Origin of the sequence: Chthonomonas sp. (genome assembly GCF_035294505.1) — a bacterium.
GTDB lineage: Bacteria > Armatimonadota > Chthonomonadetes > Chthonomonadales > Chthonomonadaceae > Chthonomonas.
Map to the genome: position 1 here is coordinate 1 of NZ_DATGKU010000256.1, position 15,390 is coordinate 15,390.

Here is a 15,390-nt window from a genome sequence, read left to right on the forward strand (position 1 = left end):
TCCCATCCCATAACCACCACCCCCATACGTCTCCCCATATAACCAACCCCCTAAACCTAACACCAAACCACCATAAGGATGGCTCCCATCCCCATTCCGCCCCAAACCGTCCTCTGCACTAAACTCATGCAACACCCTGTATCCACTCCCGTCCTCCTTCACCCCAAACACCACCCCATTCCCATAAACACCCCCTCCACTCGTCACCCCATACAACCAACCGCCCTCCCCCTCTACCAACTCCACCAACAACGGATAGGCTCCATCCTTCCCCCCAAACGAATGCAACACCTGAAAGCCGGTTCCATCCTCTCTTATCCGATACACCACCCCTTTACCGTACAGCCCCCCTTCCTCCGTCACTCCGTAGAGCCACCCGTTTTTGGAGGGGAGGACACCGGCATAGGGCAGGGCGCCATCGGGGCCGGAGAAGGCATGAAGGAGGTGGAAGTGGGAGCCATCGGGGGCAAGGGTGAAGAGGGTGCCGTCGCAGGCGGGTCCTCCTGTGGAGGTGGTGCCGTAGAGGTTTCCGTGAGCATCTTGAGCGAGGGGAGTGAAGGGGAAGGCTCCGTCTTGGTTGGAGAAGTCGGGTTGGAGGGGAGCGAAGGAGTGAAGGACACGAAAGCCGGTGCCGTTGGGGGCGAGGGAGAAGAGAAAGCCGGGGTTTTGGGAGCGATGGAAGGTTGCGGAGGCATAGAGGCGTCCGTTGGTGGCATAGAGGAGGGGATTAGGGTGGAAGGGTTGGTCGAAGGTGATGTCGTAGAGGAAGGCAGGGTCGAAGGGGAGGTTAGGTTTAGTGGTCTGTTTGGAGGGGGGTATCACGGTAACGCTGGCGAGGATGGCGAGGGCAACGGGTCGAAGAGCGGCAGCCAGCTTGGGAGCCTGGGGCAGTTGGCAGGTAACAGTAAGCACATCGGCCTCATACAAGCGGCCTATCCGCACTTGTGGAATGTACAGAATGGTACTGAGCATAGAGGGTTCATCGGCAACTAAAAAACCTGATAGTCCACTCCGGGTCACAAATGGATAGCCCAAACCGCTGTGACGGGCCTGGTAACTTCCCACTGCAACCCAAAAGCTGATCTCCATTTGCGGTCGTGAATTGCCTATTTTCTGTTGTGGCATGACCACAAGGTTGGGTACGTTCTTCTCCCAACCGGATCGGGCTTCCTCCGTTCCTTCTACATCTGAGTGTTCTCCTGCAGCTTTTGCCACATACCAGCCTACAGGAATTGTAAGACGAAGCTGTTGCCCCAACCAGAAACCTACGGGTGGAGTATAGTAAAAGCTTCCCTTGGGCTGTGTTGCTAGGAAGGAAGGGAGCCAAGAGGGAGCAGGAAACGACTTAGGGTCTACTCGAAGAGTGTGCCCAAGGAGCCTAAGCAGAGCCTGCTGAGATGCCGTTGGAGGACGGTAGATTGGGGTCGGCCATGTATCCGGTTCGTGGCATCCAAGAAGAACAACTGTACCGTAGGTACGGTCTAGAGAGATAAGAGCACTCTGTGAAGAAGGCACATACAAATAAAGAAGACAAGCAAAGTATCCTATATAATCAACAAAAATATGATGTTTCAAACGCACGCTGCTCAGCCACCCCTCTAAACCCGAAGCGCTCTTGAACGGCACACGATTGGGCAAGAAGGCAGGTAATCCATTTACTTCTGGATACCAAGCGGGAATTACCAACAGGTCTATGGGAACGACCTGTTTCGAGGCAGCTTTCTTGAAATAGCAGCGAATACCCTCGACATCCCAGAAGGGATGCGCTTGAATTTGGCCTGTTGGGGAGACTTTAAGGGGCTTCTTGTCTTGGGTCACCATCGCCACAGACCACCCTGATGGTGCTGCAAATAGAAGCCGATGGTTTCGCAAAAGTGGAGAGGGGGGTGTCGCGTACATGCGTCCATAACTAGGAGGCCCCAGCACTTGGAGAAATATCACCAAGACGATTAAGGAGACAGACTGTATCGTTGATCTCATCTGGCGTTTACTCCCCATCTGAGGAAGGATTTCCTTGAGAGGTAATCCTTGGGTGTATTCGATAAGCAGCATCTATTTGAGCGCATCCCTCCAAGGAGTACCGCGTACACACTACCAGTTGGTATCCCAGTCGGAACTGCACACATCATGACACGCCATAGCCGTCAAACCTACACGGCTTCTTGGGATCGTAGGGGCAGGTTTGACACCTGCCCCCTCGGCGGGTTTGAAACCCGCCCCTAGCGAACCTATGCGGTATCCTCAGGGCTTCACCATTCCCATCTAGTCCACTAAAGGCACATCGCTGACGTTCAAACTGACCCCCTTTTAGGACAGTTCGAACTAGCAGCTTAACAAAACCAAGCAAGGCAGAAGAGAACTCCCCCCAACTTGCACTGACCACGCACTCCCTCATGGACCTCAAACATGAGATAAACGTAGTACACCATAATGCTCGATCTCATGCTTTGATGTTGGAGGCATTACTATAGACTTGTAGCGAGCCTCCCTCCCGTCCGCACGTATCGAAAGCAGAATGAACTGGTAATCTCCGTTATCCGGTAGACGGCGCAACACACGATAGTGTTCTCCCCCCTCCCACAAACCGATGATAGGCGGGCCGTAGATACCGCTGCAACTGAACCATAAACGATGCCCCGCATCTGGTTCCCACACCAAGGCCGTCACATCAGAAACCGTCATCGTCAGCTTGAAGGAGGGGGGAGACGATGTGCCCCCCGATGCCTCCTTCGCAAAAACGGCAAGATAAGCCGCGTCAGCCTCCCCACTAACCACAGCAGCCACGTAACGCCCATCAGGAGAGGCAAAACGGTGCAGGGTGCTCTCGTCTCCGTGGATGTCATCGAGCCACTGCGCATAGTCCTTGCCGGCTTTCCAGTGCCCATGAAACTCCCTTCGCTTGTCAATGTCTTGGTCATAAAGCTCTTCCAGGTTCACTGCCGGAACGAACTTGTTTGGTTTGGTTGGGGCGGGCTTAGCCGGGTGCCCTCCGCCCATCCAGAGGAACAGGGCGGCTGTGGCCAAACTGGCCAAGCGCATTCCCAATGAACGAACCGGTCGGCGTGTCCTCTGTCATTTCTCCTTTCCCTGCTAGAGGAGGGAAGTAGCAGGTGCTAATTTTAGAAGCCGGCTTTCCTATGAAAGGAAGCCATTCGACCTCACAAGAGGCCCTGACGATAGAACGGGCTTACGGGAAGGGTTATGGATGGAACCCTGTGCAAGCCCCTTTTGCCGATGGGGACCGGTTCCAGGCGTCGAGTGGACGTCGGAAGGGTACATCTGTAGAAGATGATAACAAAGATTTATGCGCCTGTCAAGAGGTTGCAAAAAAATTTTGAGCAGGTTTTCATTGAGAAAAATGTGCTGGTGGAAAGAGTTGTTAGAAGAGAGTGCTTAACCAAACTATCTAGTTGGTCGTCTAAAGGGGTGTCAAGCCTATCCTAAAGACTACTTTCTGTGAAATTCCCTTACGTTGGGTATTCTATTTTTCGGTTGGCTCGCTGTCATAGGAGCCGATAATCCTACTCTTCTGAGGTGAGCGCCTTGATCGCATTCAAACGTGTTCTTTCATGGAATCTATGGTTTTCGTGGGTTTACCTCCTGTTTCTCTCTTCAGGCATCGTTCATGCCCAAGAGCCTCACAGTCTCTCTTCGGATGTGCTACAAACCATGCATTGGCGCAGCATCGGCCCGGCGGTGATGGGCGGAAGGATAGCGGACATTGCAGTAGACCCCAAGGACCCCTACACGATCTATGTGGCTTTAGGCACGGGTGGGGTTATCAAATCTACCAACGATGGGAACACCTGGACGCCGATTTTCGACCATGAGGCCGTTGGATCGGTAGGAGCGGTAGCCGTGGCGCCATCCGACCCTAATATCGTGTGGGTAGGCACGGGGGAGGCCAACGGACGCAACAGCTCTTCTTGGGGGGATGGTGTCTATAAGTCTACCGATGGTGGAAAAACCTGGCAGCACATGGGGTTAGAAGATACACGCGAGATAGGCCGCATTGTTATAGACCCTGACAACCCCAACATCGTTTATGTTGCTGCGGCCGGACGTCTGTGGGGCTACAACTCGGAGAGAGGGCTTTTCAAAACCACCGATGGCGGCAAAACCTGGCAGAAAGTTCTCTACATCAACGAGAAGACCGGCGTGATAGATGTGGCCTTGGCCGGGAAGGGTGGGGATGTGCTTTTGGCAGCAGCCTATCGTCGTTTGCGTACTCCTTGGGGGTTTTACGATGAAAGCACCGATTCGGGCATCTATCGTTCTACGGACGGGGGGAAGACGTGGAACAAGATCACAAAGGGTTTGCCTACCGAGAAGGTGGGACGAATAGGCCTATCGGTATGTGCAAGCCAGCCGAACATCGTCTATGCCGTCGTTGCCTGTAACGAGGGTGGGGCCAAAGACCTTTTTGACCCTACCAGCAATTTTGGCGGCGTTTTCCGCTCGGACGATGCCGGTGCGACCTGGAAGCGGGTCAACAGCACGGTGCCACGTGGGTTCTATTTCGGGCAGATTCGGGTAGACCCCACCGATCCAAACAGAGTGTATGTCTGTGGGTTTGGGCTTGAGGTATCGAAGGATGGCGGGAAGCACTTTTCCATACCCGGCTATGGTTCGCCAGGAGTTCATCCCGATCTTCATGCGCTTTGGATAGACCCTCAACATCCGGAGCATATGTGGCTTGGCACCGATGGGGGACTCTATGTGACGCACGATCGGGGTTCCACTTGGGAGTTTGTGAATAACTTTCCTATGGGTGAGTTTTATGAAGTGAGTGTAGATAACCAAAAGCCGTTTTGGGTTTATGGGGGGCTACAAGATAACGGTTGTTGGACGGGGCCGAGCGCCACCACCAATGAGCGCGGGATCACCAATTGCGATTGGATTTCTTTCCCGTCAGGGGATGGGTTCTATGTGCTTTCCGACCCAGACGATCCGCAGGTTGTCTATGCGGAGTCGCAGAATGGGGAGGCCTACCGATTGGATAGGCACACGATGACTCTGCGACGCATGCATCCGATAGCGCCTGAAGGGGAGCCGGATTATCGTTTCAACTGGAACACGCCGCTGGCCATCTCACCTTTTGACCACGATGTGGTCTATATGGGTGGAAACCATCTGTTTCGTTTCTATGATGGCTGTAAGTATTACGATGTTATTAGCCCCGATCTCTCCAAGCAGGAGGGGCCGCACATTACGACTACCGGATCGGGTGCTGAGATTTACGGAACGATCGTCACGATTTCGCCTTCGGCGATTCAGCGAGGCTTGATATGGGTGGGAACGGATGACGGGAACGTGCAACTCACTCAAGATGAGGGGAAGACATGGGAGAACGTGACCAACAACTTACCGGAAAAGGTGAGAAACTATTGGGTGTCACGGGTGGTGGCTTCGCAGTTTGTGGCAGGGCGGGCTTATGTGGCCATTGATGGGCACCGGAGCGATGACCTAGCCCCCTACCTGTTTGTGACAGAGGACTATGGAAAGACATGGCATTCCCTTGTTGGAAATTTGCCTAAGGAGGGGCCGATCCAGGCTTTTAGGGAGGACCCGGTGAATCCGAACCTGCTGTTTTGCGGCACGGAATTCGGCGCGTGGGTGAGCCTAGATCGCGGCCAACATTGGCAAAAGCTGGGCGACAACTTACCGACCGTGGCGGTAGACGATCTTGCCATTCAGTCGCGCGATCACGCGCTTGTGGCAGCAACGCACGGCCGAAGTTTATGGGTACTAGACAACATTGCGCCGTTGGAAACGGTTGCTTCCAATCCCAAGGAGAATCAGCCCATTCTCTTTCCTCTAGCTCCTGCATTGGAGTATCGGTATACGCTTACCACAGAGATCAGCGGTCAACACGATTTCGTGGCACCTAACCCTCCACGAGGGGTGCGCATCGTGTTTTGGCTGCCGACTCTGGAGGATGCAACCCCCACTATCGTGATAACCGATGCGAAGAATCAGGAGGTAGCGCGGCTTTTCGGAGAGCGTTATCCGGGAGTGCAAACATTGGTTTGGGATATGTTGCAGAGGCAAGAGGAGGAAAGAGGCCCCGGTCGACGCGGAGCACCGCCACGGTTTGTGAAGCCTGGTGTCTATACGGTGACGCTGCAGGTCGGCAAGTTCAAGCAGTCGCAAAAAGTGACGATAACGGGCAACCCGGCGCTCTCGGAGGAGGAGACGGACGAGCCATACACCGATCCGGACAGCGGTGGGGAGAGTGAGATTGGGCCGTAGGGTTTTGCAAAAAGGGTCAAGAGCCGGAAGCTCTTGACCCTGAAATATCGGAGTATCGGTAACGAAGCTATTTGTTGTCGTCGGTATTTGTGCCGTTATCCGAGGGCATATCCGGTTTGACGTCGCCATTTTGGGGGATAGGCTTGATATCGTCGTTGGTTTTCCCCATGACGGCTCCTAAGCCGGCGTCCCAACCCCCTTTGCAGTTGATGCAAACCGGCTTGCCATTGGCGGCGTTGTCGCCGCAGTTGCACATGCCCATGTGCACGGCGCAATAGTCGCACTTTCCTTTGATGCAGCACTTGTAGTTGTCTCCGTCCTTGATCTTTTTGACCATTGCCTCGACCTTTTTAGAGGCTGCCGTTTGCTGCGGCATATTTTGGTCTGGCGAGCCACTTTGATCTTGGGCGTAGGCCAATCCTCCAAGAACGGCTATCGCTCCCAAAAGGGAGAAGACAGCTGTTTTTGTGCGTTTCACGTTTCGAGTACCTCCTTATCTGGTATCGTTCGAGTAAACGATGCGGGCTGGATATAGACCGGCCCGCGGCCGAAGAGTGCACTCGTTGCGGTAGAGAATGGCCTTCGGTAGAGATAAGACCGCTAGCCGCTTGATTTGCGAAGGTACTCGTCCAGGAATATGCGCTTCTATAGTAGACGACGCATCGAGTAAGGGAAGGAGTTCGCCCCGCTATCCGTTGATTGCAGGAAGCAAGAGGCGGAATGTAGAAGTAACAGCTAGAATCATTCTTCAGCCAGAGAGCCTCGAGCTCGTTTTAAAACAATGGGCATATCTCTTCTGGTAACACGGCGACAGGTGCTGCGGGGCTTGGGAGTCGCTATCGGAGCGAGTTGTGCTGGGTTTATTCGATGGCGCTTAACGGTGCGTCCATCTCATTACCCAGGGCCGTTTCGCGACGTCACCAGAGAAGCTCGGCTGCATTTTCGTTACGATAATGATGCCTCCCCCCGCCATCGGTTTGTGGAGACGACGGGAGGGGGGTGTGCGTTTCTCGACTTCGATAGAGATGGACTTCTCGATATTTTTGCAGTACAAGGTGGTCCAGCTCCTGGAAGTGCGCCAAGGCCGCGCCCTCCGGCTGCGCTTTATCGGAATCGAGGGGATGGCACCTTTGAGGATGTGACGGAAGAGGTAGGTCTCGCGGTGGATATGGGGTATGGGCAGGGAGTAGCTGTCGGGGACTATCTGAATACGGGTTGGCCGGCGCTGTTGGTGACGGCCTATGGCGGTGTTCACCTATTTCGGAACGATGGGGGGCACTTTCACGAGGTAACACGGGAAGCAGGGCTTGTACAAAGGGGAGAGCCACACTGGGCAACAAGCGCCTGTTGGTTTGACTATGATAAAGATGGGTGGCTTGATCTCTTTATTTGTCATTATGTCTCCTGGTTTCCCGATATGGATGAGCCGTGTGCGGATGCCAAAGGGCGGCTAATGTACTGTTTGCCTACCGACTATTTGGGAGATACCTGCGTTCTTTACCACAACAACCGAGATGGCACCTTTACGGATGTCACTAAGGAGGCGGGGTTAGCCCAGCTTGTTGGAAAAGCCTTAGGAGTTGTGGATTTGGACTATGACAACGATGGCTGGCCCGATCTCTATGTCACTAACGACATGATGCCGAACTGGCTATTACAGAATCAGCACAATGGGCGTTTTAAGGAGGTAGCGGCCCAAGCCGGGGTTGCCTTAGGGCCTGTGGGGGAGGCTTTGTCAGGGATGGGCGTTGTGGCGGCCGACCTCACTAACCACGGATTACCCGATCTTTTTGTGGGCAACTTTAGCCATCAACCCCGGTCTTACCTTCGGAACAATGGAGATGGCACTTTCTCTTTTATGTCGGACCCCATAAGCGTCGGAAGTGTCAATCAGCCCTATTTAACGTTTGGATTGGAATGCCTCGATTATGACTTAGATGGAAGCTTAGACCTGGTGTTGGGAAACGGCCATATTAATGACATTTTGGGGGATCATGGTAGGGTGACGTATCGGGAACCCCAGATTTTGCTCCACAATCGAGGGGATGGGCATTTTGAAGAGGATGCCTCTTTGGGTGGAGATTTGCAAATACCTCGTGTAACGCGCGGACTAGCTGTGGGAGACTACAATAATGATGGCCGACCTGATATTCTTGTTAGCGGTCCCAACATGCCTCTTACGCTTTTTCGCAATGTGGGAGCGATGAACCATCATTGGATAGGCTTTCGGCTAGAAGGAACGCATACCAACCGAGATGCTATAGGAACGAAGGTAACGATTCGCGCAGAAGGGCGAACCCAAACACGGTGGGTGCGAGGCGCATCAAGTTACTGTTCTCAAAGCGATCGACGTCTGCTGTTTGGCGTCGGAACCGCTAAGACGGTGCAGGATGTAGAGATTTGCTGGCTATCAGGTGCACAACAGCACTTAGGGCCTTTAGAAGTAGACAGGTACTATTCGATTAAAGAGGGATGCCCATCACGAGCAGAGGTAGTATCTATTAAGAGTTTCTAACAAATCCATATTAAGAAAGGGATTATACAAAATGAAGAAAAAGCTGTTAGGTGTTCTGTCAAAGCGGATTCCGCCGTGGGTCATTCTTGTTCTGGTCATCGTTGTCGGAGGCTATTTTCTTGTTGCGCACTTAGTGAAAGTTTATGCCGAGCGCAACGCTGCTGAACGCGAGATAGCCTTAGAAAGGCCGGAGATTGACGCATGTAAGCAACGGCTCCTTCTCTTCTACAATGCCTGGAAGCGGTATCGCGCCGATCACAAAGGGGCTGAACCCCCTTCCCTGGAGGCTCTCATTCCAAAGTATATTCCCGACCCGAATCTACTTGTGTGCCCAACGGTTGCGAGATGGGCTAAGAAGGGGGTGCATTTTACCGTAGGAACCGTGGCTATTGGGCGGAGGGTCTATCCCGTGAGCTATGGTTTTCGGTGGCTGGCTAGTAGTATGAATGCTTACGATATCAAAAAGGAGGGCGATAACGCTCCTCTCGTCGTCTGTTATTCTCATGAGGAGGGAGTGTACTGGGCTGCATATCATCGTCCACCCCCTGTCGGTGCTTTCAATCAGGCACAAAGAGACCGTTGGGTCGCTCCGGTGCGTCACACCTATGCGCTTGTTATCCGCCGCAACGGCAAAATAGATACACTAAGTCCCGATGATGAATAAGACTAAATGGGTTCAGGATATTCAGGCAGCAGGGGAGGCAGCGGCGAGCCACACTCCGGGCAAAAGCGAAAGGAGACGTTGGAAACAGAGTGCCCGCATTGTTCGCAGACCCGTTCGCTCGCTTTTTTACGCGCATACGGGTATTCCCCTCGGAGGAGCCTCTGATATTCGCGACTGCGACTCCAATCGAGCACCTCGCGGGCACGCACAGCCGGGAAGGGTTCAGGATTAAAACGGAGCATCTTGAATTTGTAGTAGAGGCCGAGGAAATCATCTTCCATATCGTCGAACAGATCGGCCTGACGTACGAATTCAGCGGAATCGAGGTCGTCGGTCAGTTTTTGGGTACCGGCAACTCGTTTTAAGATGGCATTGACGCAGATTTCGGGGTCTTGGACAACGAGTAAGCCGGCTCTGTCGGCCGATAGTTCAGACTTGCGGAACCAGGCGAAGAGCGTATAGAGGAGGGTGCGAACGAGGAGCTCCCCAGGAATATTGAGGTAGGGGCTATTCGCTGCAAGCAGGCTGGCCAAAACGAGCGCCATCGTTCGGTAGAGCATATGATCGGATTTGATGTGGCCAATTTCCCTTCCGATGACGAAGAGACGTTCGGTGTCGCTGAGAAGGTCAACGAGGCTAGACGAGATAACAACGATATGCCGCTGCATGCCTAGGGCGTAGGATACGGGGTAGGGGTGTTGAATGAGGTAGAACTCCGGTTCGCGCACATCGAGGATGCTACAGGCTTCACGCAGATCGTTATAGAGACGAGAGCACTGTTTGGGGGAGATGCGAAGGCTATCAGCTGTAAAAAACAGCCTGGCATAGCGCTCGAACCCGATATCAGAAAGCCAACGAAAAAGGCGGTCTAGTCCTGGCGTGGCCCGCAAAGCTTCGAGTGCTGCGCGGTCTGCCGGATGTTCATAGGCTGTGCTTGAAAGACCAGGAAAGCGTAATCGCGCTGGTAAAACCGTGTTCGGTGTTGTGCTCATCGTGGGTTCTCCTCAAGATATTCTATTCACCGGGTTGGGACGGCTCTTGACTGTCTGTGGGGGAAGGGGCGACCTCGTCTGAGGCGATCATTGGGGAGCTTGGCCGACCGCAGTAGGGACAGAAGCGGTAGGGCTGATCTAGTTTTTCACCACAGGCGACGCAGGCATGCCATAGAGGCGGCTCTTCGTGGCGTTGTTGGGCGCTAAAGGCTTGAAAGACTTTGGCCAGCGATTGCGCCTCTTTTACATTAAAGAAGCCCCACACGCGAAAACGCAGGCAAAGGTTGTCGGCAATTTGTACGGTAAGCCGTCCTGCAGGGGTACCTCCAAAGGTTTCGCTTTTAACAAACTGTATGTGAAGAATATCCGTTAGGGGATAGCGATGGGGCGAAAGCTTAGAAGGTTTTCCATCGGCGATGTTGACGTGTTGGATGAGCAGATTCTGATCGGTAAGTCCCACATTCACGAGGGCGGCAAAAAGGGCTTCAGGGCATACGTAGAGTTTTCCCCTCAATCCCCCTGCGATCCAGGCTCTCGTGTAGCCGAGAAGATGTTCCTCAGGAGCGAGCAAAGATTGCAGGCCTTCAATGAGAGAGGCGATTTCTATAGGCTCTTCGTTTCGGGAGGCACGTGCTTCATAAGCGTAGCGTGCTCGGCGGCCTCGCTTTCTCATAGCAGTTCCCTTCTTCATTCTGTTTCTATAGCATACCGTACGGAGAGGGTACGGACGAGGTTTCAGCGTTTTTGTTTTGGACGCTCACGGTGCAGATATAGCAGGCCATATTTTAGTCAGCTGCTTTAGTTCCGGCTGATGGGGCTGCAGCTGTAGGCTGCGTTGTGCGGCTAGTTGGGCCTCCGTCCAATTATGATGGGAGGCGTAGAGAAGTGCCAAACGATTCCAGAGGAGGGCGCTATTAGGTTGACGCCCGATGCGCATTAGCAGCTGCGAAAGTTTTAAGCGAAATTGGCTCTCCTTGTAGAACCGCTCTAAGGTCGCTTTTGATTCGGAAGGTTTTCCCTCTAATGCCAGAGTTCGACCCAGTGCGAAGAGGGCTTGAGTATCGTTGGGATTTAATTGAAGGGCATGACGAAATGCCTGTTCGGCATCGGGCAGTTTGTTCGTGAGAAGATATAGCTGCCCGAGCTGATAGGAGGCAGCGTAGGCCGTCTTCGGGTCGTTCAATCGCTCAATAGCTGCTTTAAGCAGCCTTATCGCTGTCTCTTGTTGAGTAGGAGACGTAGATGAGATAGCAAGGAGCGTGCCTTCTGCAGCTAGGACTTCTGGATTGTGTGGGGAAAGGTGGTGAGCTTTTTGAAGCACGGTTTTGGCCTCTGTGAAACGCCCCATCTGCTGAAGGATGGTAGCGAGGTTAAGAAGATACGAGAGACGGTTAGTGGACAACGCCACAGCCTTTTGGGCAGCGGAGAGAGCGTGCTGGAGATCGCCCTGTTGGAAAAGCGCTTTTGAGAGACCATACTGGGCTTCTGCGTCGTGTGGATTCAGCGATAGAGCATGTCGAAATGCATCTATGGCTTTTATCCGGTCGCCGGTTTGTAAATAGAGATCGGCAAGAGTTGACCATGCGGCCGAGGAGCGAGGCAGCGCTTGTGTCATCTGTGTGGCAAGAGCAAAGGCGTTGCTCATGTCGCGAGTCCGTTGTGCACAACGAACTGCACCAAGCCATGCGGTTTTGTTGGCCGACTGCAGTTGGGTAGCATGGATATAGTCTTGAAGGGCCTCCTCATAATGCCCTTCGATCTCCATGCGGGCGGCAAGCTCTACGAAAGCATCAGGATCGTTTTCATGACGAATGGTGTAGCGGAGAAGCGAAGGGAGCGAAAGATGATGAAGCCAAAATCGGTGTCCGAAATCGGAGAAGAACAACAGGGTAGCTAACCCTCCAAGTCCGATTAGAATGATGGCAAAAGCAAATAGCGCACGTTTCATCAAACGTTTAGGCGCGGAGACTGTCGCCTAAAGACGACAGAGGAAACGCGCGACAAACCTCCTTTCGTTCGATGGATAGTTAGCGAATAATTGGATATACTGATGTATACGCGAAAAAGACAACCGGAATGCGACTGACCGTCCAACTCAAACTGCTGCCCACACCGCAACAAGCCGACGCACTCCGACGCACCCTTGAGACGGCTAATGCCGTCTGCAACGCTATCAGTCAAGTCGCCTGGAAAACACAGACCTTTCGGCAGTTTCCCCTCCACCGGCTGACTTATCGTTCCGTGAGGAAAACCTTCCCTCTGTCGGCTCAGGTGGTCGTGCGCTGTATCGCCAAAGTTGCCGAGGCCTATCAACACGACACAAACACCAAGCCTGTCTTTAAACCTCACGGCTCCGTTGCCTATGATGACCGTATTCTCTCGTTTGCTCTCTCCGACGCCCTTGTCTCGATTTGGACACTTGAGGGCAGACAGACCATCCCCTTCATATGTGGTGACAGGCAGCAGATGTTGCTTGCCTACCGACGAGGAGAAACCGACCTGGTGTTCTCCAACGGCTCCTGGTACCTTTATGCCTCCTGCGAAGTCCAAACTCCCCAACCTTTTGAGGCTGAGGGTGTGCTTGGTGTTGACCTGGGCGTCACCAACATCGCCACCGATAGCGATGGAGAAGTTTATTCCGGCAAAGCGATGAAGAACGTTCGTCACAGGCATCGGCGCTTGCGTCAGAAACTGCAACGCAAGGGGACGTTGGGTGCCCGGCGTCGTTTGAAAAAGCTGTCCGGCAAGGAACGTCGGTTCGCTACTTACGTTAACCATTGTCTTTCCAAACGGATGGTTGCGAAGGCCGAATGCACGAAGCGTGCGATTGCGTTGGAAGACCTCACCCATATTCGCACGCGGATGAAGGCTTGCCGGTCTCAGCGCGCAACCCTCCACTCTTGGTCTTTTGCTCAGCTTCAAGGCCGACGCCCTTCCCCTCGTGCATTTATCGCCTATAAGGCTGTGTTGAAAGGGGTTCCTGTCCACTAGTTGACCCTCGTAATACCTCTCGCACTTGTCCGAACTGTGGGCATTGTGCGAAAGAGAACCGTAGAACACAGTCTTCGTTTGTGTGCACATCCTGCGGCTCCGAAGGCCTCTCAGCTTCGCTTTCGAGGTGACATTCCTGGCGGATGGGATTGCGGCGGGCAATATTGTCTGTTGGGCCGCCGTAAACCGGCCGTACTGCCGGATACCGATGTTGCCTCAAGTGGCCATCGGTAGCACCAGAGCAAAGCTGCTGTCTTTAGGCAGCGGTAGTTTACTCTTCCAAACCGGTATCTTCTCGAATCGTGATATAGCGATTAAACCTGGATATAGAAATATTGTCTACTTTCCCGCTGGGCCAGTGGACGGAGAGCTTCACCGGCGTCCCATTGTGAGTGCCTAACCCAAAAAGGACTCGTGGATCGCATGCGCTAAGATAGCTTCTGCCGGTTTGAACCTCGCGCATTTGTCTTGTGCCACCCGCTTCCAGATAGAGACGTGTTCCAATAGCGTCACGATTGCTTTTGGTTCCAACCAGCTTAAGTCCTAACCAGCGATTCGACGTAGGTGTTTCATTATGCAGCAGAAGAGCATGGCCTTCCAGGTTGACCACTAAGGCATCGGGTTTGCCATCGTTGTCGTAATCTCCTATGGCAAGGCCGCGCCCTACAATAGGTTGCAAGAAAGCAGGACCTACTTCGCTGGAGATATCACAGAAGGTGCCATCATGGCGATTTTGAAAAGCTTGCATGGTTTGCCGATAGGTTGCCGGGGGATGAAACTGATAGATTGTATCTTGCACATGTCCGTTGGTGAAGAGAAGGTCAAGCCACCCGTCGAGGTCGAAGTCGGCCCATGCCGCTCCAAAGGCAAGGCGTTGGGTGGTATCTGCAAGGCCGGCAGCGTAACTTACGAATTTAAACAGCCCATTGCCTTCATTGTGATAGAGAGCACGGGGCTGATCCTGGAATGTGGCTACAATCAGATCGAGATAGCCATCGTTATCATAGTCGCCCCAATCTACGCCCATACCCGCCTGAGGATTTCCGTTGGCATCGTAAGCGGTTCCGGAGAGCAATCCCACGTTTTCAAAGCCGGTATGACGATTATGCCAGAGGTCGGCAGCGAGGCCGTCGTTAGCAACATAGAGGTCCTGCCAACCATCGTTATCATAATCTGCGGCTGCTACGCCAAGATTGTTGCCATGGCCTTTATCAAAGCCCCACCTTCGTGTGACATCGGTAAATTTATTATCATGGTTGTATCGAAACACGCGAATAAATTGTGGATCATAGTAGAAAGGAGGGCAAGCGGCTTGAACGCTACCGTAGCGGCATGTTTGTAGGGAGTGCGGGGTAAAGGTGACGTAGTGTCCGACGACTAATTCAAGCACTCCATCTCGATCCAGATCGGTGAAGGTTGCGCTTGTCGCCCAGTCGTAAGGGCTGGCCGCTTCTAGCCCTGATCCATGGGTTGCGTCTTCAAAATAGCCTTCATGGTTATGTAAGAGCACGTTGCGACCGTAGCCTGTTAAGAAGACGTCTGGCCAGCCGTCGTTATCATAGTCGCCTACGGCAACTCCCATGAACATTCCTTCCATGGTAAGGCCAGCTTCTTTTGTACATTCTCTAAAAGTGCCGTTCCTATTGTTTTGATAGAGGGCGCAGTGGGGTTGACCAACAAGGAGAACATCGAGAAAGCCATCATTATCAAAATCGAGAAAGGCACAGCCACATCCGGCGGTGTCTAGAATATTCAAGGGCGAACGTTCATGATGGCTTAGTTGAAAGTGAATACCGACATCGCGGGCACGGTCGAGTAGACGGAAAGGGGGTTGCTGGGATGTTTGCCTAAATGGGTCGGTGAATGGGCGAGAGGGTCGGCAACTCGACACGAGTGAACAGAGGGTAGAGCACAGGCCGTATTTCAGCAGGCTACGGCGAGATGGCTTATGTCGAGCAAGTTGCTTTATCAATTGC

At 53.2% G+C, this 15,390-nt stretch carries 11 protein-coding genes and 1 pseudogene; 5 read left to right on the forward strand and 7 right to left on the reverse strand.

The genetic code is table 11. The features are described 5' to 3' along the window. Positions 1 to 1,980: choice-of-anchor tandem repeat GloVer-containing protein (locus VKV18_RS15215; RefSeq protein ID WP_324205032.1), on the reverse strand; the 1,980-nt coding region annotated here is incomplete at its 3' end. A 420-nt stretch (positions 1,981 to 2,400) separates the two neighbouring features. Beyond that, positions 2,401 to 3,039: a hypothetical protein gene (locus tag VKV18_RS15220; RefSeq protein WP_324205033.1), complete on the reverse strand. Its 639-nt coding sequence runs from the start codon at positions 3,037 to 3,039 to the stop codon at positions 2,401 to 2,403. A 504-nt stretch (positions 3,040 to 3,543) separates the two neighbouring features. Here VKV18_RS15220 and VKV18_RS15225 point away from each other — a divergent pair. Next, positions 3,544 to 6,252, forward strand: a complete 2,709-nt coding sequence (locus tag VKV18_RS15225; protein ID WP_324205034.1) for a VPS10 domain-containing protein — start codon at positions 3,544 to 3,546, stop codon at positions 6,250 to 6,252. 67 nt (positions 6,253 to 6,319) lie between these two features. Here the strand turns inward: VKV18_RS15225 and VKV18_RS15230 are convergent, their stop codons facing one another. Further along, positions 6,320 to 6,730, reverse strand: coding sequence for a hypothetical protein (locus VKV18_RS15230; protein ID WP_324205035.1), 411 nt, complete (start codon positions 6,728 to 6,730; stop codon positions 6,320 to 6,322). Between the two features lie 303 nt (positions 6,731 to 7,033). Between VKV18_RS15230 and VKV18_RS15235 the strand changes: the two genes are divergently transcribed. Then, a complete protein-coding gene (locus VKV18_RS15235; RefSeq protein ID WP_324205036.1) occupies positions 7,034 to 8,767 on the forward strand; it encodes a CRTAC1 family protein in 1,734 nt (577 codons plus the stop codon). A gap of 31 nt (positions 8,768 to 8,798) precedes the next feature. Next, entirely contained in the window at positions 8,799 to 9,431 is a 633-nt protein-coding gene (locus tag VKV18_RS15240) for a hypothetical protein (protein ID WP_324205037.1), read from the forward strand. Positions 9,432 to 9,433: 2 nt separating this feature from the next. On the opposite strand, the gene VKV18_RS15245 is transcribed toward VKV18_RS15240, so the two are convergent. The 3 genes from VKV18_RS15245 to VKV18_RS15255 all read right to left on the reverse strand — a co-directional run bounded on the left by VKV18_RS15245 (position 9,434) and on the right by VKV18_RS15255 (position 12,371). Further along, positions 9,434 to 10,423: a M48 family metalloprotease gene (locus tag VKV18_RS15245; RefSeq protein WP_324205038.1), complete on the reverse strand. Its 990-nt coding sequence runs from the start codon at positions 10,421 to 10,423 to the stop codon at positions 9,434 to 9,436. 22 nt (positions 10,424 to 10,445) lie between these two features. Further along, positions 10,446 to 11,096, reverse strand: coding sequence for a zinc ribbon domain-containing protein (locus tag VKV18_RS15250; protein ID WP_324205039.1), 651 nt, complete (start codon positions 11,094 to 11,096; stop codon positions 10,446 to 10,448). 84 nt (positions 11,097 to 11,180) lie between these two features. Continuing rightward, positions 11,181 to 12,371, reverse strand: coding sequence for a tetratricopeptide repeat protein (locus VKV18_RS15255; RefSeq protein WP_324205040.1), 1,191 nt, complete (start codon positions 12,369 to 12,371; stop codon positions 11,181 to 11,183). A gap of 128 nt (positions 12,372 to 12,499) precedes the next feature. Between VKV18_RS15255 and VKV18_RS15260 the strand changes: the two genes are divergently transcribed. Further along, positions 12,500 to 13,414 (forward strand): RNA-guided endonuclease InsQ/TnpB family protein, encoded by a 915-nt coding sequence (locus tag VKV18_RS15260; RefSeq protein ID WP_324205041.1) that lies wholly within the window; start codon positions 12,500 to 12,502, stop codon positions 13,412 to 13,414. A gap of 35 nt (positions 13,415 to 13,449) precedes the next feature. Beyond that, positions 13,450 to 13,545: pseudogene (locus VKV18_RS15960) on the forward strand (hypothetical protein); the annotation flags it as partial. 140 nt (positions 13,546 to 13,685) lie between these two features. Here VKV18_RS15960 and VKV18_RS15265 read toward each other — a convergent pair. Further along, a complete protein-coding gene (locus VKV18_RS15265; protein ID WP_324205042.1) occupies positions 13,686 to 15,170 on the reverse strand; it encodes a CRTAC1 family protein in 1,485 nt (494 codons plus the stop codon). Positions 15,171 to 15,390: the final 220 nt, after the last annotated feature.